14 protein-coding genes and 1 tRNA gene are annotated in these 17,326 nt (G+C 67.6%); 7 read left to right on the top strand and 8 right to left on the bottom strand.

Annotated elements, in window-relative coordinates:
• Positions 1-16 precede the first annotated feature (16 nt).
• Positions 17-793 carry a phosphate ABC transporter ATP-binding protein PstB gene (pstB, locus tag UA75_RS29795; protein WP_075743055.1) on the top strand — a complete coding sequence of 259 codons (777 nt, stop codon included), beginning with the start codon at positions 17-19 and terminating at the stop codon, positions 791-793.
• A 180-nt stretch (positions 794-973) separates the two neighbouring features.
• On the opposite strand, the gene UA75_RS29790 is transcribed toward pstB, so the two are convergent.
• The 7 genes from UA75_RS29790 to UA75_RS29755 form a co-directional block, all read right to left on the bottom strand.
• The gene (locus UA75_RS29790; protein WP_232237550.1) at positions 974-1,822 is read right to left on the bottom strand and encodes a helix-turn-helix domain-containing protein; all 849 of its coding nucleotides are present in this window, start codon (positions 1,820-1,822) and stop codon (positions 974-976) included.
• A 151-nt stretch (positions 1,823-1,973) separates the two neighbouring features.
• Positions 1,974-2,636: a phosphate signaling complex protein PhoU gene (gene phoU, locus UA75_RS29785; protein WP_075743054.1), complete on the bottom strand. Its 663-nt coding sequence runs from the start codon at positions 2,634-2,636 to the stop codon at positions 1,974-1,976.
• Between the two features lie 80 nt (positions 2,637-2,716).
• Positions 2,717-4,711: an LCP family protein gene (locus UA75_RS29780; RefSeq protein WP_232251135.1), complete on the bottom strand. Its 1,995-nt coding sequence runs from the start codon at positions 4,709-4,711 to the stop codon at positions 2,717-2,719.
• A gap of 1,250 nt (positions 4,712-5,961) precedes the next feature.
• Positions 5,962-6,783, bottom strand: coding sequence for a GGDEF domain-containing protein (locus UA75_RS29770; protein ID WP_083683796.1), 822 nt, complete (start codon positions 6,781-6,783; stop codon positions 5,962-5,964).
• A 411-nt stretch (positions 6,784-7,194) separates the two neighbouring features.
• Entirely contained in the window at positions 7,195-7,695 is a 501-nt protein-coding gene (locus UA75_RS29765) for a hypothetical protein (protein WP_075743050.1), read from the bottom strand.
• Between the two features lie 2 nt (positions 7,696-7,697).
• Positions 7,698-8,849 (bottom strand): tRNA dihydrouridine synthase DusB, encoded by a 1,152-nt coding sequence (gene dusB, locus UA75_RS29760; RefSeq protein ID WP_075743049.1) that lies wholly within the window; start codon positions 8,847-8,849, stop codon positions 7,698-7,700.
• A gap of 153 nt (positions 8,850-9,002) precedes the next feature.
• Positions 9,003-9,494 carry a superoxide dismutase family protein gene (locus UA75_RS29755; RefSeq protein ID WP_232237548.1) on the bottom strand — a complete coding sequence of 164 codons (492 nt, stop codon included), beginning with the start codon at positions 9,492-9,494 and terminating at the stop codon, positions 9,003-9,005.
• Between UA75_RS29755 and UA75_RS34830 the strand changes: the two genes are divergently transcribed.
• The 6 genes from UA75_RS34830 to UA75_RS29730 all read left to right on the top strand — a co-directional run bounded on the left by UA75_RS34830 (position 9,469) and on the right by UA75_RS29730 (position 15,506).
• Positions 9,469-9,852: a hypothetical protein gene (locus UA75_RS34830; RefSeq protein WP_232251134.1), complete on the top strand. Its 384-nt coding sequence runs from the start codon at positions 9,469-9,471 to the stop codon at positions 9,850-9,852. The two genes, UA75_RS29755 and UA75_RS34830, sit on opposite strands and share 26 nt — an antisense overlap.
• A gap of 13 nt (positions 9,853-9,865) precedes the next feature.
• Complete coding sequence (locus UA75_RS29750; protein WP_232251133.1) at positions 9,866-10,795, top strand: DMT family transporter; 930 nt, start codon at positions 9,866-9,868, stop codon at positions 10,793-10,795.
• A gap of 377 nt (positions 10,796-11,172) precedes the next feature.
• Positions 11,173-12,420 carry an MFS transporter gene (locus UA75_RS29745; protein ID WP_075743047.1) on the top strand — a complete coding sequence of 416 codons (1,248 nt, stop codon included), beginning with the start codon at positions 11,173-11,175 and terminating at the stop codon, positions 12,418-12,420.
• Between the two features lie 323 nt (positions 12,421-12,743).
• Entirely contained in the window at positions 12,744-13,616 is an 873-nt protein-coding gene (locus tag UA75_RS29740) for an alpha/beta fold hydrolase (RefSeq protein ID WP_198042876.1), read from the top strand.
• 398 nt (positions 13,617-14,014) lie between these two features.
• Positions 14,015-14,090: transfer RNA gene (locus UA75_RS29735), tRNA-Lys, on the top strand.
• A gap of 183 nt (positions 14,091-14,273) precedes the next feature.
• On the top strand, positions 14,274-15,506 hold the full coding sequence (locus UA75_RS29730) for a tyrosine-type recombinase/integrase (protein WP_198044212.1): 1,233 nt from the start codon (positions 14,274-14,276) through the stop codon (positions 15,504-15,506).
• A gap of 462 nt (positions 15,507-15,968) precedes the next feature.
• On the opposite strand, the gene UA75_RS29725 is transcribed toward UA75_RS29730, so the two are convergent.
• Positions 15,969-17,168 carry a hypothetical protein gene (locus tag UA75_RS29725; RefSeq protein WP_075743046.1) on the bottom strand — a complete coding sequence of 400 codons (1,200 nt, stop codon included), beginning with the start codon at positions 17,166-17,168 and terminating at the stop codon, positions 15,969-15,971.
• Positions 17,169-17,326: the final 158 nt, after the last annotated feature.

Below are 17,326 nucleotides of genomic sequence, written 5' to 3'. Positions count from 1 at the left end.
CGGGGCACGGATTCAGATGGCCAAGCGCATCGACGTCAAGGACCTCAACATCTACTACGGCAAATTCCACGCCGTACAGGATGTGACCGTGGCCGTGCCGCCGCGCGGGGTGACGGCCTTCATCGGGCCGTCCGGCTGTGGCAAGTCCACCGTGCTGCGGTCGTTGAACCGGATGCACGAGGTGATCCCCGGCGCTCGCGTCGAGGGCCAGGTGCTGCTCGACGGCGAGGACGTCTACGCGAGCTCAGTCGACCCGGTGGCGGTGCGGCGGACCATCGGCATGGTTTTCCAGCGGCCGAACCCCTTTCCCACGATGTCGATCCGGGACAACGTGGTCGCGGGCCTGCGGCTCGCCGGGACCAAGAACAAGACGCAGCTCGACGAGGTCTGCGAGCGCTCCCTGCGCGGCGCGAACCTGTGGGAAGAGGTCAAGGACCGGCTGAACAAGCCGGGCGGCAGCCTCTCCGGCGGTCAGCAGCAGCGGCTGTGCATCGCCCGCGCCATCGCGATCCAGCCCGACGTCCTGCTGATGGACGAGCCGTGCTCCGCGCTGGACCCGATCTCGACGCTGGCGATCGAGGACCTGATCACCGAGCTCAAGCAGGACTTCACGATCGTCATCGTCACGCACAACATGCAGCAGGCCGCGCGGGTGAGCGATCAGACCGCGTTCTTCAACCTGCCCGGCGTCGGCCAGCCCGGCAGGCTGGTGGAGATCGACGAGACCAGCCGCATCTTCTCCAACCCGACGGAGAAGGCCACTGAGGACTACATCTCGGGACGGTTCGGCTGAGCCACAGGATCTTCGACGCACCGCCGAGGGCTGGGCGGCTCCCGCGAACCTGGTCCGGGTGACCGGGACACGGCTCGACGGCGGTCCTTGGCTGCCCGGGGCCGCACCGCGCTGGGTGCCCGACCGGTCTCCCCGCAGGGCAGCCGTGCCGCGCGGGCCTGCCGCGGCGGGAACGAACGGTCAGTCGGGAAGCGCGTCGGCGATCTCGGCGATCAGCCTGCCGGAGTCACGCGCGTCCAACGCCGAGTCGTCGAGCCTGCTGAACGCCGCGACGTATCGGCGGGTCTGGACGGGCTTGTCCAGATAGGTGCAGCTCGCGGAGTTCTGTAGGCACACGACGTTCGGTGCTGCTGGATCGGGCACCTCCACCAGCGAGACGTTGTCACCGACCAACGGGTGGGCGCCCGCGTCGAAGGGCAGTACCCGCACGCTCACATTGCGGCGGTAGGACATCAGCACCAGATGTTCCAGCTGGGCACGCAGCACCGCGACACCCCCGACGGCCCGGTGCAGTGTCGCCTCGTCGAGTAGGACGGAATACTCCAGCGGAGTACTGCCGATCAGCCGTTCCTGCCGCTTGTCGAGCGCGTCGAGCAGCAGGCCGATCGTCGCCGTCGACGCCGTTCCCGCGCCGAGCACGGCGCGGGCGTAGTCGTGGGTCTGCAACAGGGCGGGGATCAGATCCGAGTGGAAGGCGAGGACGCGCCGCGCGGCCGACTCCAGGCCGATGTAGGTGTCGAAGCCCGGTTGCATGACCTTCGTGTACGGCTGCCACCAGCCGGTCTTCTTCGATTCGACGGCGAGCCCTCGGAGTCGGTCGATCGACTCGTCCGGTGCGTCATAGAACTCCAGCATGAGTCGCACGTCCGAGGTCCGCACCGGAACCTTGCCCAGCTCGATCTGGCTGATCTTGCCCTGCGAGCAGTCGAGGTGATCGGCGACCTCGCGGTGTGTCCGGCCTGCGGCCTCTCGCAGTGCGCGCAGCTCGCCGCCCAGGAGCCGGCGATCCAGGGCCGAGTTGTGTCCCACGGCTGCCTCCAGACCTGCGCCCTACTTCGGCCGATGACGACCGGGCCGACGACGACCGGGCACAGCATCGCAGAGCTGATCCGCGCAGGCGGGGAGAAACGCCGGCAGCCCTTCCCGGTGCGGCAACGGCGGTGCCGGGAGGACCTCGAGGTCAGGAGCCGCTGTCGGCCTGCTGCGGGTGTTCCCCGGTGACGACGAAGACGACGCGCCTGGCCACCGAGACGGCGTGGTCGGCGAACCGCTCGTAGAAGCGCCCGAGCAGCGTGATGTCGACGGCGGCGGGCAGCCCATGCTTCCAGTCCTTCTGCATGAGGACGGTGAACAGGTGCCGATGCAGGTCGTCCATCTCATCGTCGGCATCCTCAAGCTGCCGGGCGAGGCTCACACTTCGGGTGCGGATCACCTGTTCGGCTTGTTTGCCCAGTTCCGACGCGACGCGGCCCATCTCGACGAAGTACGGTGCGACCTCGTCCGGCAGCACCGCCTGCGGGTGACGACGGCGCGCGGTCTTGGCGACGTGGAGCGCGAGGTCGCCCATCCGTTCCAGGCTTTCGGCCGCGTGCAGGGCGGCGACGACGTTGCGCAGGTCGCCCGCCACGGGGGCCTGCAGGGCGAGCAGCGCGAACGCGTGCTCCTCGCCCTGACTCCGTGCCTCGTCGAGCTTCGCGTCGTCGGCGATGACCTGCTCCGCGAGCGTGAGATCAGCGGTCAGCAGGGCCTGAGTGGCCAACTCGATCGCGGTCGTCGCCATGCCGCACATCTCGGCAAGGGCGTCGGCGAGCTGTCCCAGCTGGTCACGATAGGCCTCACGCATACCGACACCCTACGTGATCGTAGGTCGTCACATCCGCCACCTGGGTGAACAGCGGGTGAAGGCATGTCGTCAAGTGTTCCTCACCCGCCCTCCCAGAACCCGCATTCGGCGTTCTCCGCGTTGATGGTGTTGAGGTTGTCCGGCACGCCGGAGGGCTCGCCGTCCGCTCCGCCAGCTGCGCCTTCGGAGTCCTCGGTGCCTTCGCCGCCTTCTCCGCTGTCCGCTGCCGACAGCGAGGACGGGCCGATGCTCACGCCGCCCGCCGAGGTGCCGCGGCTCGGCGCCGACACGTCGCCGTCATAGTCGGGACCGATCACTAAGACGACTGCACCGCCCACAGAGGGGTCTTCCTCCAACACGGCGTTGTTCAGCGTCGCCGCGAGCGTGGCTGCCTCCGCCGCCCGCTGTGGGGCGTAGCGAACGGTGGTCTGGTCGACCGGCGCAGGCGCGTTGCCGTAGAACACCACGTCGAAGCCGAGCTCTCCCAGGGAGGCCGAGACGGTACGCGATGCCCCGCTCATCTCACTGCCGTTGAGAACCTGGATTCGGACGCCGTCGGGGGACACGAGGTCTGCAGAGTCGGCGGATCCCGCACCGTCGTCACCAGCTGCCGCGCCCGCGTTGTCGGAGTCCGCGCTCTCGTTCTCCTCGCCGGGCAGCGGTGCCTCATCCGGCAGCGGCTGGTCGTCGATGATCGCCTGGAAGAGCGCGTTCACGTCGTCCGGACGCATGACCTCGTTGTTCCGCTCGTTCGCGGTACCGACAGTGGGGAGGGTCACGAAGGTGATCCGCCCGGTCTGCAGCGACTGCAACGACTGCGCCAGGGTCATCAGGCCGTCCACCGACAGGTTCTCGCCGAAGGTGTTCCGAGCGAAGGCCTGGACGAAGCCGGTGAGCTGGCCGGGGTCGAGGAGGACCTCGGAGGACATCACCTTGCGCAGCAGGGAGGAGAGGAAGAGCTGCTGCCGGTACATCCGGCCGTAGTCCGAGGTGATATCGCCCTGCACGCTGCGGGCCCGGACGTAGTTGAGTGCGGCTGCGCCGTCGATGACCTGCTGACCGGCCGTGGGGATGACGGTGCCGAGCTCGTCATCGATCAGGGGAATGGGCGTGCAGATCTCGACGCCATCGACGGCGTCGACCATGTCGCGGAAGCCGTTGAAGTCGATGCCGACGAAGTGGCTGAAGCTCAGACCCGAGATGCTCTGCACGACCTTGCGCAGGCACTGCGGTCCTCCGATGCCGTACACCTCGTTGAGCTGGGCGTACTCCTCGGGAGGGATTTGCTCGCCGAGGTAGTCCCCGGTCGTGGAGTCCCAACGCTCGCATTCCGGCCGCGCCACCTCGAGGTCGCGGGCGAAGCTGACCACGACGACCCGTTCCCGGCTGGCGGGAATGTGCGCGACCATCACGGCGTCCGCCAGCGCGCCGTCGTGATCCTCGGTCGTGCCGACGTTGTCGCCCTCGCTCGCGCCTGCCCGACTGTCGGACCCGACGATCAGGAAGTTCTCGTCGCCGTACTGCTTCTCCGGTTCGTTGACCAGACCGGAGTCGTCGTCCAGCGCCGAGATCTCCCGGAACTGGTTGTCGACCCAACCGCGAGCGCCCCAGCCGAACCCCGTCACCAGGAAGATCATCGAGGCGAGGACGACGGCGACGGCACGGCCCGCCATGCGCGCGGGCGCTGGTTTCGCCGATGGCGCGGGCACGACCGTCTTCGCCTTGACCGAGGGCGGCGGCGGATCGTCGTCATCGTCACCGTGATCGAGCTTCGCGTCGAACTCGTCGTCCTCGTGCGGCTGCTCGGCCGACTCCGCGCCGTCCGCAGGGGTGGTGCGACGGGCGAACCGCCGTCGGGGGTTCGCATCCACACGGATCGTCGTCGTCGGCGGGTCGCCGTCGTCGAAGGGTTCATCGTCATCGTCGATGAACTTGTTGATGATCTTGCCGAGCTTGCCTCGGCGCCGTTCCTTCTCGGCCAGCTCGGCCTGCATCTCGTCGTGTACCGCCGAGAACCGGGCGAGGGTCTCATCGATGTTGCGGGTGTGCCGGGTGAGCGGGGTCTCCTCCGTCATCGGCCCGGGATCACGCCGCGCGTCGCTGACGGGCGGCATGCCCTGCTCCGCCTGCTGCGGTGGACGTGGTCGCGACTGCGGCGGGCCTGCGGGCGGCGCGGCCGCGCCGGGCGGCGGTGTCGGGCGGCCGGGCGGCATCGGCCTGCGGGTAGCGGCCGTCTCGGGGTTCGCCTGCGGTCCATCGTGGACGGCAGGTCCGGCGAGGTCTCGGCCGGGAGCCGGTGGGCGGGGCTGACGCCTGCGGACGTCGCCCGGCGCAGGCGCGGACTGTGCGTCGACACCGGGTTCCGATGGACGAGGTCGATGGGGCCGGGGCCGCTGCTCGGTCCCCGGGGGCGGTGCGGTCTCCGGCCGATCGGCCAGCGGGACGACGCCGAAATCGCGAGCCTCGCCGGTCGAAGCGGGCGGCGGCGCGGGTGCGGGCTGTGGTCGACGAGGCGGCCGCTGCCGCTGCGGCGGGCTCTGCCGTTGCCGAGGGTCCGGCTGTTGCGGCGGCCTCTGCGCTGCGGAGGTCTGCTGGTGCGGCGGTTCCGATGGTGGCGCGGCCCGATCGAACTCGGGCTCCACCTGCTCGGGCGCTCGCCTGCGGCCGGACTCGGCCCGACGACCGGGCCCGGGTGCCGGGCGACCGACCGGGTGCTGCGTCGTCGGCTCTTCGATCGGCGGCTCCGGCTCCCGTGATCCCCGAGCGGATCGCGGCGTCCGAGGCGGTGCGGCTCGCTCGGTGGGCCCGGGGTGCATCGGCGGCGGTGCGAAATCCGGGGCCGGGGTGTGCTCCGCCGACGCCATCTCGTCGTCGGGGTCCGGCGCGGCGCGGCGCCCTCGGCGCGGGCCGCCGTGTCGGGCGAGCAGGTCGGACACCGTCATGCCGCCGGGATCGTCGGTGGAACGCCTGCGACGTCCGGTCGGCGGCTCGCTGTATCGGCGGCGGCGTCCCTCATCGGCTTCGGCGTCCTCGCCGTGCGATGCGGTCGATCGGCGCGGGCGGGAACCGTCGGCACGATAATCGTCCGGCACCCGATCTCCTTCCTCGTGAACGCGCTCACTGCAGTGCACGTCGCGCAGCAAGCATCTGGTCCGATACGTGGGGTGACTGTCAAGCTGCCCGATTGGGTGATTAAGCGCGCCATGATATTACGGCTTGGTCACCACGTCGTCGATACTATTCGTGTTTCCTGCCACGTTCGGACGGGAGGAATCACGGACGGTTTACACGGTTTCTCAAGCCTTGTCGAGTGAGCGCCGATCTCTCAGTAGTAACCCACCACACGGGGAGCGACGACCGTTCGCCTGCCTGCTGCGGCGCCTGCGAGATGAGCGACGCCGTCCTCCTGATAGGCGACGGCGTTACGGCCGGACTGTTTCGCCGTGTAGAGCAGGCTGTCGGCGCGAAGCAGCTGCTCTTCGTGGCTGGTCGGCAGCCGTCCTGCGGCCTGTGCGACTCGCTGCTCATGAGCGAGACCGATGCTCACGGTCACCCGTAGACCCACGACGAGTTGTTGCCAGGCATGGCGCTCGATGCGGGCTCGGGTCGTCTCACACACCGCGACGGCGGTGGCGGCGTCGACGTCGGGCAGTACGAGGACGAACTCCTCGCCGCCGTAACGAGCACAGAACGCCCCGGCGGGCAGGCCCTCCTGCAGCAACTCCACGACACGTTGCAACACACGATCGCCGAGCAGATGTCCGTAGGTGTCGTTGACCTGCTTGAACCAGTCGAGGTCGACCAGCGCGACAGCGAGGCCTGCGCTGCGCTCGTCCATCTCGCCGGGAAGCGCGAGCAGCCGCTGATCGAGGTAGCGCCGGTTGTAGCTCGACGTGAGACTGTCCCGAAGACTCTGTTCCTGCACCTCGGCGTGCTCCTTGCGCAGCCGGTCGACCTCGCGTCGCAGCTGTTCGGGGACGTGGATCGGCTCGGAGCCCTTGGCGGAGGCGAGATCGAGTGCGGAACGCAGATGGTGATACGCCTGCCGCCACTGCCCGCGAGACGCGAGCAGTGCTGCGATCGACTCGTGCAGCCGCACCAGCCCCGAGCTGTCCGTCAGCTCGTCGGGGTGCCGTCGCGTCGTCATGGCTTCGGCAGACTCTCTCGGAGGCACTGGGGCAGCCGGCGACTCTGCTGTCGCCTCGCGTCGGACCGGATCGGACTCGCCGATGTCGGGTTGTAGTACGGTCACCGCACTCACCTCCCTACCTGTCTTAGTAGTCGTCTGCTTCGCCGTCGGGCTTGAGGCGGACGGCCCCGAGACGGTCGGTTTCGCTCATCTGGCTGACCGGGTAGTAGTCCATTCAACCCATTAGAGCTAGTCCATTCGTTGGAGCATCATTTACCCGAGTTGGACGCTCCGACCAAGCCGTTCGCCTGCGGGTGACCCGGTTGGAGCAGCGTTGTGGCGGATGATGCGCCCGGTCGAGTGAAACCAGTGACGTTCATCACGGAGGGGCCGATGCGTCGGCGGACCGACCGTCGAGCCCTCGGAGACTTACCGAGGACAGGGCGCGAAACCGTAGACCGTGTCGTCCGACACCACGAGATGCTGCCCGCTGATCTGGTTGCTCACCGTGCTGCCCCCCTGCCGCCAGACGGCTGACACGGCGACCACGTAGCTCACTCCGTCGGGAGACTGCCCGCCCGCGGGCTGCCAGTGCGGATCGGTGCGCAGCGTGGACAGGGTCGGCTCGATGCTGATCGTCAGTTCGCCGAGGTCACAGGGCGTGCCTTGCCCGGGATGCCCGGTGCGTTCGAAGAAGTCGCGCTGCGCCTCGCGGCCCGCCAGCCCGGCCGAGTTCAGGCCGGCGAAGTAGGCGCGGATCAGCTCGCGGTGTTCCTCTGCCTGCTCGTTCGGCGCCTCGTCTGCCGCGCCCTGGCGGCCTGCCGCGCCGCCATGCTCCACGTCCCGTGGCGGCGCGGGCGGGCCGCTGCATCCGGTCGACAACAGCAGGCTCAGCAGCACGGCGGCCGGGGCCGAGCGACCGCGTCCCATCGTCAGCCGCCGGAGCTGTCGACCTCGGCCGCATGCGGCACCGAGACGTCCTCCGGGTCGTCCAGCCAGCCCTCGGGAAGGGACACCCGGCCCGCCGAGCCCTGCCTTCCCCGAGGACCCTCGGCGTCCTCGGGGAAGGGCACGGATGGATCGAGTCGGGCCAGCAGGTCCTCCAGTTCACCGAGAACGGACACCATGCCGAAGGAACGCCGCAGATCCGATCCGATCGGAAAGCCCCGGAGGTACCACGCCATGTGCTTGCGAAGGTCCCGCAATCCCTTGTCGTGGCCCAGATGCTCGGCGAGCAGGACGGCGTGACGATGCATGACCTCGGCGACCTCGCCGAGATCGGGGCCCGCGGGCACCGGCCGTCCGGCAAACGCCTCCTGCAGGTCCCGGAACAACCATGGACGTCCGAGGCACCCGCGCCCGACCACGACGCCGTCGCAGCCGGTCGTCTCGACCATCCTCATCGCGTCCGCCGCACTGAAGATGTCACCGTTGCCGAGCACCGGAATGCTGCGGACCGCCGACTTCAACGCGGTGATCGCGGCCCAGTCCGCCGTTCCGGAATACCGCTGTGCGGCAGTCCTGGCGTGCAGCGCCACCGCAGCGGCGCCCTCCTGCTCGGCGATCCGACCTGCATCCAGGAACGTCGTGTGATCGTCGTCGATTCCGATTCGGAACTTGACCGTGACCGGAATTCCGGCGGGTGCGGCCTCGGTCACCGCGGCCCGAACGATCGCGGCGAACAACCGCCGCTTGTACGGCAATGCCGCGCCCCCGCCTTTTCGCGTGACTTTCGGCACGGGGCAGCCGAAGTTCATGTCGACGTGGTCGGCGAGATTCTCCTCGACGATCATCCGGACGGCTTTCGCCATCGTCTCGGGGTCGACGCCGTAGAGCTGCAGCGACCTCGGATGCTCCTCCGGATCGAAGCTGATCATGTGCATGGTCTGCGGGTGTCGTTCGACCAGTGCCCGCGTCGTGATCATCTCGCAGACGTAGAGCCCCGCCCCGTAGGTGCGGCACAGTCTGCGGAAGGCGACGTTGGTGATGCCCGCCATCGGGGCGAGCACCACCGGCGGGTCGACCGCGTAGGGGCCGACCTTGAGCGCAGGCCTGGAGAGGGTCTGAGATGACACGTCCGCCATTATCGCTGGTGGCGTCCACCGCACGCAGCCGACGGGTGCGAGGAGGGTCTTTCGCCCGCCGCGCCGTTCGGAGCCTGGCGGGCCCGCCACGCCTGGGTGTGCCGGGCCCGAGCCTCGCCGTCGCAGCTCCTCGAACGCGCCGGAATGATCCGGTCAGGCCCGGACGGTGACGCAGGCCAGTCTCTCGCCCGCAGTTCCCGCCTCTCCCTCGCCCGTCGCGGTGTGGTGGGCATGGATCACGACCGAACGCCGCTCGCTCCCGGTGGGACGCCAACCGACCGAGGTCATCGCGACGGCCTCGCCGTCGGCGTCGGGGGTGAAGTCCAGCCACACCTCGTTCTCCGGGTTTGCGTAGGCCGGATCGACGGACGGCTGAACCGGATCGACCTCGTTCTGATAGTGCGGTCCGGCATCCTCGGGTTCGTCGCCGCAGGGCTCCTGGTGCAGATGCGCGCCGTAGGCATGGCCGGGGGTGAGCCCCGTGACCCCGAGCACGATGTTCGTGCGGCCGTCCCAGAGCCCCCACGCGGTGACCGCGACCTTGGAGCCGGTCGGAACCATGACCGGGTCGTAGGTGACGGCGCTGGTCCGCGCGGGCGGCGCGACGAACGTCGAGGTGGTGATCCGCAGAAATGAGGAGGACACCTGGAATGAGGAGGATGCAGAGGAGGTCGAGGATGCAGAGGATGCAGAGGAGGTCGGAGAGGTCGGAGAGGTCGGAGAGGTCGAGGAGGGCGGAGAGGGCGGAGTAGGCGGAGTGGGGCCTGCGGCGGCGACTGGCGTGATGCCCAGCCCGCACACCGCCAGCACGGTGGTCAGCGCAGTCGTCGTCTTCTTCAACACGAGTCCCACCATCACCTACCGCACCCTGCGTCGCCATCCCGTCACGCATCGCCGAACGACGCCTGCCCGTGATGTTGGGCATGTGGAACATCACATCGGAAACAGCAGGTCGACCTGGGTTTCGGCTGATCACGACGGCCGATTCGAAAAGCCGTCGTGATTAGCTTGTTCGAGTGAATCGAACCGCAGTGAACAGTTCGTCGGGGACCGTTGCCGACCGAACGTGGCTGGTCGCCTGTGCGGCGGCGTTGTGGGGGACGGACGGCCTGCTTCGGCAGCCGCTCGCCGAGGCGCTGCCCGCGGCCTCGGTGGTCTTCTGGGAGCACCTGATCATCGTGCTGCTGGTGCTTCCCTTCCTGCCGAGGGCTCTTCGCGCGTTCGCCGCCTGCTCCTGGCGCGAGCGCCTCGCGCTGGTCGTCATCGGCGCGGGCGCGTCGGCCGTGGCCACGGCGTTGTTCACCGCGTCGTTCGCCGTCGGCGATGCGATCACGCCGCTGGTGCTCCAGAAGCTCCAGCCGCTGTTCGCCGTGCTCGCGGCCTACTGGCTGCTTGCCGAGCGGATCAGGGCGACGTACTGGTTCTTCGCGGTGCCCGCGTTGATCGGGGCCTGGCTGCTGAGCTTCCCGAATCCTCTCTCGGTGCAGGTCACGGCGGCGCAGTCCGCGTTCTTCGCCCTCGGGGCCGCCGTGTTGTGGGCGGCGGGCACCGTGCTGGGCAGGCTGGTGAGTGCGTCGATGTCGCCGAGAGACGTCACCGTGCTCCGGTTCAGCATCGGACTTCCCGCTGCCGCCGTCGTCCTGCTCTGGCAGGGCGACCCCGTTCTGGTCGGCTGGGACAACGCGCTCGGCCTAGTCCTGCTCGCGGTGGTCCCCGGTCTGCTCGGGCTGAGCCTGTACTACGTCGGCCTTCGTGCCACGCCCGCATCGCGCGCCACGCTCGCGGAGTTGGCGTTCCCGGCGACGGCCGCGCTGATCGGGGTCGGTCTGCTCGGGGTGGAACTGTCGCTGACGCAGTGGATCGGGTTCCTGGTCGTGGTGGGCTCGATCACGGGTCTCGGCTGGCACGAGAAGGTGCGTTCGAAGCCGGTGGTGGCGCCGCACTGAGCGGCGGCACCGTCCGCAGGTGCCCGCCCGTGGCGTGTCCGCCACGGAAGCCTCCTCGCGCGCGAGCTGTTGGTGGATACGGCCTGCTTCAGATGCGGCCCGGGCGGGTGTCGTGTGGTCTGTCCCGTGGAGGCCGGGCGGGGCGGACCATGCGGCGACGGCGTCGGGCGTCGGCCCGCCGACGAGGCTGCCGAGCCGCAGATCCGTGGCGGCGACAGACCCGAGACGCGGTTCGCCGAGACGCCTGCTCGCCGGGACCGTTCCCGCCGAGGTCTACGTCCCCCGGAAAACGACGGGAGATTATTGAATTAGCGCTGTTACATTGGCGCGGTGGATATGCCGGGACAGCCGCCGTGGCCCGCTGTCGGAGTGCCAGGGTGAGCCTTGCGAATCGATTGATCGACCTTCGGCCGCTGCGCTCCAGTCGCGCATTCCGGGAGTTATGGCTCGGATCACTGCTGTCCGGACTGGGGCAGCAGGTCGCCTCGGTGGCCGTGCTGCTCCAGGTGTGGCAGCTCACCCACGACCCGGTCTGGACGGGCGCGATCGGACTTGCCACCGCTGTTCCGCTGCTCGTCTTCACCTTTGTCGGTGGTTCGTTGGCCGACGCCCTGGATCGCCGCAGGCTCGTCCTGCTGACCTCCGTCGGGCAGTTCCTGGCGGCGCTGGGCCTGGCTGTGCAGGCGTTCTCCGACACGGCCTCGCTTGCCCTCGTGCTGGGTCTGGTCTCGGTCCAGGCAGCCTGCGGCGCGCTCGGCGCGCCAGCCCGTCGGACGATGCCGACCCGGCTGTTGGTCACCGGGCAGGTCGCCGCAGGAGTGGCCTTGCAGAACATCGCCTTCCAGGCATCGATGCTGCTCGGGCCCGCGCTGGCCGGGCTCATCCTCGCCGAGTGGGGCCTCACCGCCGCCTACCTGGGGCAGGCCGTTGCCTGTGGGGCGGCGCTGATCAGCATCGTCCGGCTGCCTGATCTGCCGCCGCTCGGCCGTCCGGATCGCCCCGGTCTGCGCGCGACGATCGACGGATGGCGTCTCGTCGCGCGCAGGCCAGAGTTGTGGGGCTGCTTCGCGACCGACCTCGCCGCCACGCTGCTGGCGATGCCGGTCGCGCTGTTCCCCCTCGTCAACGAGATCCGATTCGACGGCGACCCGCGCACCCTCGGCCTGTTCCTCACCGCTGTCGCCGTCGGCGGCATCGGAGCAGGCCTGATCTCGGGGACGGTGATCCGGCTTCGCCGCAGCGGCGTGGTGCAACTGGTCGCCGCGGGCACCTGGGGGATCGCCCTGGCGGTCTTCGGCCTGGCCGGACCCTTCTGGCTCGCCTTCGTCGCTCTGGTGGTCGCCGGTGCCGCCGACACGGTCTCCGTGGTCACCAGAGGGGCGATGGTCCAACTGACCACTCCGGACTCGCATCGCGGCCGCGTCTCCGCCGTCGAACACGTCATCGGCGCCGCGGGGCCCGAAGTCGGGAACTTCCGCGCCGGACTCGTCGCGGGGGGAACGTCCGCCCCGTTCGCCCTCGTCACCGGCGGCCTTGCCTGCGTGGTGGTCGTCGCGATAGTCGGAATGACCAACCGGCCGTACCGGAGATTCTGCCTTCCGACACCAGAGGAGTCGGGACACTGACCAGCCCACGCTGCTCTTGTGGCGGGCGCATTCACAATCAGACCGATGTCGGCGGCCTCGGCGCGGTCGATGCAACCGAAGCGACCAGCCGTTCCGCTCCGTCCTGAACCTGATCGGCCGCGCATGATAATCGCCCAGGCGCGTCCAGTGCAAGTGTTTCAGCACTACCCCTGAGTTGTCTCGAAGGCCGCCGTATCGAAGTCATCTACGCTGTCTTTGCAACCGTCGACCTACCTCGCGCCGGTCTTCAATAAGCCCGGAACAGGATTTTGAGCGACGGTTCGTCGAATCTCAGCGACGTGCGCCCAGAAATAGGAGACCCCATGCAACTGATGCGACTGTCGGACGGCCGAGATCTCGAGTACGAGATTTCGGGGCCGGAGGTCGGCCCAGTCGTTCTGGTCCACCATGGAATGCCGGGCTCGGCCGTGCCGATGGGAACAATTCTTGATCCATTGATTGAGCGCGGATACAGAATGCTCACCTATTCGCGGGCTGGTCACGGGGAGTCGACCCCCTCGCCTGGTCGGACGGTCGCCGACTCGGCGAGAGACTGTGGCCAGCTTCTCGACCGGTTGGGGATCTCTGAGTATCTCTCCTTTGGCTGGTCTGCGGGTGGCCCGCACGCGCTGGCGAGCGCGGCGGTAGACGCCGGGCGGGTGGTCGGGGTGCTCACCAGCGCGTCGTTCGCCCCGTTCAATGCTCCGGGTCTTGATTTCATCGGTGGAATGGGTGTGCAGAACCAGATATCATTCCGCAGCGTTGAACGAGGCGAGCAGGCCATGCGTGAGGTCATCGACTCCATGTCGGCGGCGATGCTGGGCACGCAGCCGGAAGGAGTGGCCGACGAACTGAACTCCGTTCTACCGGACGTGGATGTCGCTGCGATGCAGTCGGCCTTCGGGGTAGAGAATGCCGTGTCCGTGGATCACGCGCTCCGGTTGGGGAATGAAGGATGGGTGGCCGATCTCGCCGCCCTCACCCGTCCTTGGGGCTTTGACCTCGATGAGATCAAGGCCCCGGTAGAACTGTGGCATGGCGATCTGGACAAAATGGTCCCGTTGGCGCACGGAAAATGGCTCGCCAGCAATCTCAACAACGTTGTTTCTCATCTGGAGGCTGGGCATGGCCACCTTTCGTTGACCGTAGATAATCTTGGTCGGATGCTGGACCTCTTAGCTTCCAGGGCAAGGTAGCAAGTCGGCGCTCGCGTCGTCGTCGCTGTTGATGGCGGGGATGACGGCTTTGGCCGGGCGGACTGCCACCTGACTCGCTGCGGGCAGAACCTCGCGACGTCCGTCGTCGGTGAGGGCCTGCCCGCAGGAGTTCGAATCATGATCTTCGACGCCGCTGTGTGAGCTGCTGACCGAGACGATGCGGGGCGTAGTTCGGATCTGTCGGACCCGCATCCGGAAGGGTTCTCGGCCCTGGTCGGCACTCGCTCACAGCGGCTCATGGCTGCCGCTGCGGTGCCAGCCGAGCAGATCGCCGACACCGACTCGAAGGACCGCAGGCCTGCTGGTCGACTCTGCAGCGCAGAGCGACGCACCACGCTGCCGGACACCCGACCCCGTCCCGCTAGACTGCACTGTGCGGGCCGTTAGCTCAATCGGTAGAGCTGCTGACTTTTAATCAGTAGGTTCCGGGTTCGAGCCCCGGGCGGCCCACCAAGGTCAACATGCCGTTCACCAGCTCGGATGCAGCGATTCATGATCGTCTTGATGGTCGCTGCACTGGGCGCTGTCCAACTTCGTGTCCAATAGATCGGCGCTAACGTGCTGGTCATGTCCAGGACGAAGAAGACCAAGGACCTCACCGGCATCCGTCCACGAGGGACGCGCTACCAGGTACGAGTGTTCACCGGGTACGACCAGGACACCGGCAACCCGGTCATGGTCACCAGGTCGGCTGGGACCGAGGATGAGGCGATCGAGATTCGTGATCGCTTGCGCGCCGAGGTGCGGGACCACAAGACATCGAAGACCAACGCGACACTCAACCAACTCTTAGACGAGTGGCTGCGCAGTCATGAGGTGGCGAAGACCACGGCGAGTTCGTACACGTTGCTGGCACGCAACTTCATCCGTCCCGTGCTCGGCGAGAAGAGCCTGACGCGCCTGATGCAGCTCGGGCCGAAGATCTACGAGGACCTTGCCTCCGAGTTGAAGCGCTGTCGTCGCCGGTGCCGGAAGACGAAGACACGGGTCGATCACCGGGTGACGAAGCCTCATGAGTGCGATGCACGGTGCACGCCGCACGTGTGCAAGCCGCTGGCGGTCTCCTCGGTCCGACAGGTGCACGCCGTGCTGTCCGGCGCGCTGAACGCCGCTGTTCGGTGGGGATGGATCTCGTTCAATCCGGTGGAGGCTGCCCGCAAGCCGCGCGCACCACGTCCACAACCCCAACCTCCGACATCTGACGAGGCCGCCCTCATCGTCAATAAGGCATGGGAACAGGGAGCAGGTTGGGGGATGCTGGTCTGGCTGGTGATGGTCACCGGAATGCGACGCGGCGAACTGGTTGCACTTCGGCCGTCCCGCGTGCTGTTCAATCATTCGGAAAAAGGTGAGCACGACTGTGTGGAGCATAGATGTCGCGCAGTCATCGAAGTGCGAACCAACCTCGTCAAAGCTGATGGCGTGCTCGCCGAGAAGGACACCAAGAGCCACCAGATGCGCAGGATCTCAGTGGATTCGACGACGACGGGCCTGTTGGCCGATCACATCGCCGACATCGAACAGCGTCGCATAGAACTCGACTCGCCCGTAGCTGACGATGTCTTCCTCTTCTCCTATTCTTCTGCGCATGATCGACCATGTGATGCGGACGGCATCACGCACCGGTATTCGAGGATGGTCGCCGACCTCGGGATCACCACGCACCTACATGCGCTCCGTCACTACAGCGCTACTGAGCTCATCACGGCAGGCGTCGATCTACGCACGGTGGCAGGGCGACTGGGCCATGGCGGCGGCGGAACTACCACGCTTCGGGTGTACGCGGCATGGGTTGCCGGGGCAGACGCGCAGGCAGCGGAGCTGATGGCGTCTCGGATGCCGAGTAGGCCTGTCGCCGACGGCGAGTAAGAGCTAAGCTCGGTGAGCCGATCCAATCGGCTCCCTAGAGGGACACCTGTTGATAAGAGTGCTCTTGTGGTCCACGCTGTGTCCGGACCTCATTGCGGCTCGTCAGTGGCAACCATAAAGGAGACGACTTCACTCTTGCGGCGTTCGTGTTGGGAAATCTCCCGATCTTGATTGCGGCTTTCCTGCCGGTTGTCTTCCTAACCGTCCTGGTGATCTCTTTTGCGGTGCGCTGTTCGGCAATGGTCGCGGCTCGGCTGAGTCGCGGTAGCCGACCTCGTTCGGCGTACGTGCATCCACGCCGGCTCAACGCGGTATCGAGCCATTCGATCGGGAATGTGGTGCAGGCAGGAAAGATATCCGGGGACATCGTGTTCGGATGCTGCGTTCGGTCTCCGAGTCAAGCTGTTGTCCGGTGCGATAGTTGCTATGCGGGAAATTTAGCGAGGGCAGGGTGTCAAGAATCTAGGTGAACCGAACCTTTGTCTCGGCTATGCGGTTGTTCGTACTGCGGCCGAGACGGCTCTTCTGCCGTACCGACCCGATCTGTTGTGCCAGCAGCCGCGCACGATCTCCGTGCGCGGCTGCCGCATCCAACTCGCCACGCGCAGTGTGAACGTGCGTGAGATCGACTCTCAGCGCCGTTTCCGCTCGGGTGAAGCTGGGATCGAGTCTGTCGAGCGCGGCGGAGAGCGCCCCGTATGCCTCGCCATGCCCTAGCCGCGCGAGCGCGCTTCCACGCCACCGTGCGAGGTGGGTGGCGTCGAAGACGAGGTAGGGCGTCTCTGCCGAGTCTTCCCCGACGCACAACGAATCTGACGCGGCATCGAACAGGGCAAGGCTCTTCACGTCTTCGCCACAGGTCGCCAGTGCCTCCCCGTGTCCCGCCGCGAGCCAGGCGGCCAGTAGCCGAGATGCCTTGCCGGTGGCGATCCGTCGCGCGTGGTCGGTGAGTTCGACGGCTTCGGCGGTCTCGCCGATGTCGAGCAGTACGACGGCCTGACTTGCGGAGGCGTAGGCCTCTAGCGACCGGCTCTCAGCCTCGCGTGCCGCCGCTCGTGCTCGGTTGTAGTGGTTCCATGCCTGCCCGGTCTCGCCTTGATCAAGCGACTGCCACGCGGCCAGCGTCGAGGCGTCCACAAGTAGCGCGGCGAGTTCGGATCGGGTGGGTTCGCGGAGTACGTCGGACAGCAGGCGTTCCAACTGGTCGATCTGGCCGCGTAGTTCGCCGAGCAGCGTCGTTCCGCCCAACCGGCGATCGAGTACCCGCGTGATGTCGAGTCGTTGGCGGAGCAGCGCCACCGTGTCGGCGTCCACGGTTCGCCCGGCTGCGATCCGGGCTCGCAGCTCGCGAACCACGTCGGCCGTCGTGGCGTCCTCGCTCGGTTCGACCTGTGCCGGTTGCAACAGCCGGTCGATCGGCACCCCGAACATCTCTTCGAGCAGGCGTCGGGTGACGGGCCGGACCTGTCCGAGTGGCTTGCCGTCTGCGCGGTGTCCCGATGCCAGTCGTTGGACATGCCGGACGCTCAACGTCGCATCCATGCCGTGTTCGCGGGCGAAGCGCTCGGCAGTCTCGCTGAACTCCTCGGCCGTCTGGCCACGCTGGCGGATCAGTTCGCCTAAGAGGGTGCGCGGTGGGTGTTCGCGAGGTGGTTCGCTCATCGGCTGCGCTCCGTATCACTGATGTCAGCGCCGATGAGTCTAGGTCGCAAATGGTCGCCATAGGTCGCTGTCAGGTCGTTCCTTCTGCATCTCACCCGATCGAAGCTGACTTCTGCTGTTGAACGTCAGCGGGAGGTGTCGGGGTGTCAGATGAGGGA

It is taken from the genome of Actinoalloteichus sp. GBA129-24 (genome assembly GCF_001941645.1).
Taxonomy (GTDB): Bacteria; Actinomycetota; Actinomycetes; order Mycobacteriales; family Pseudonocardiaceae; genus Actinoalloteichus_A; species Actinoalloteichus_A fjordicus.
This window is presented reverse-complemented; position numbering and strand designations above follow the sequence as displayed.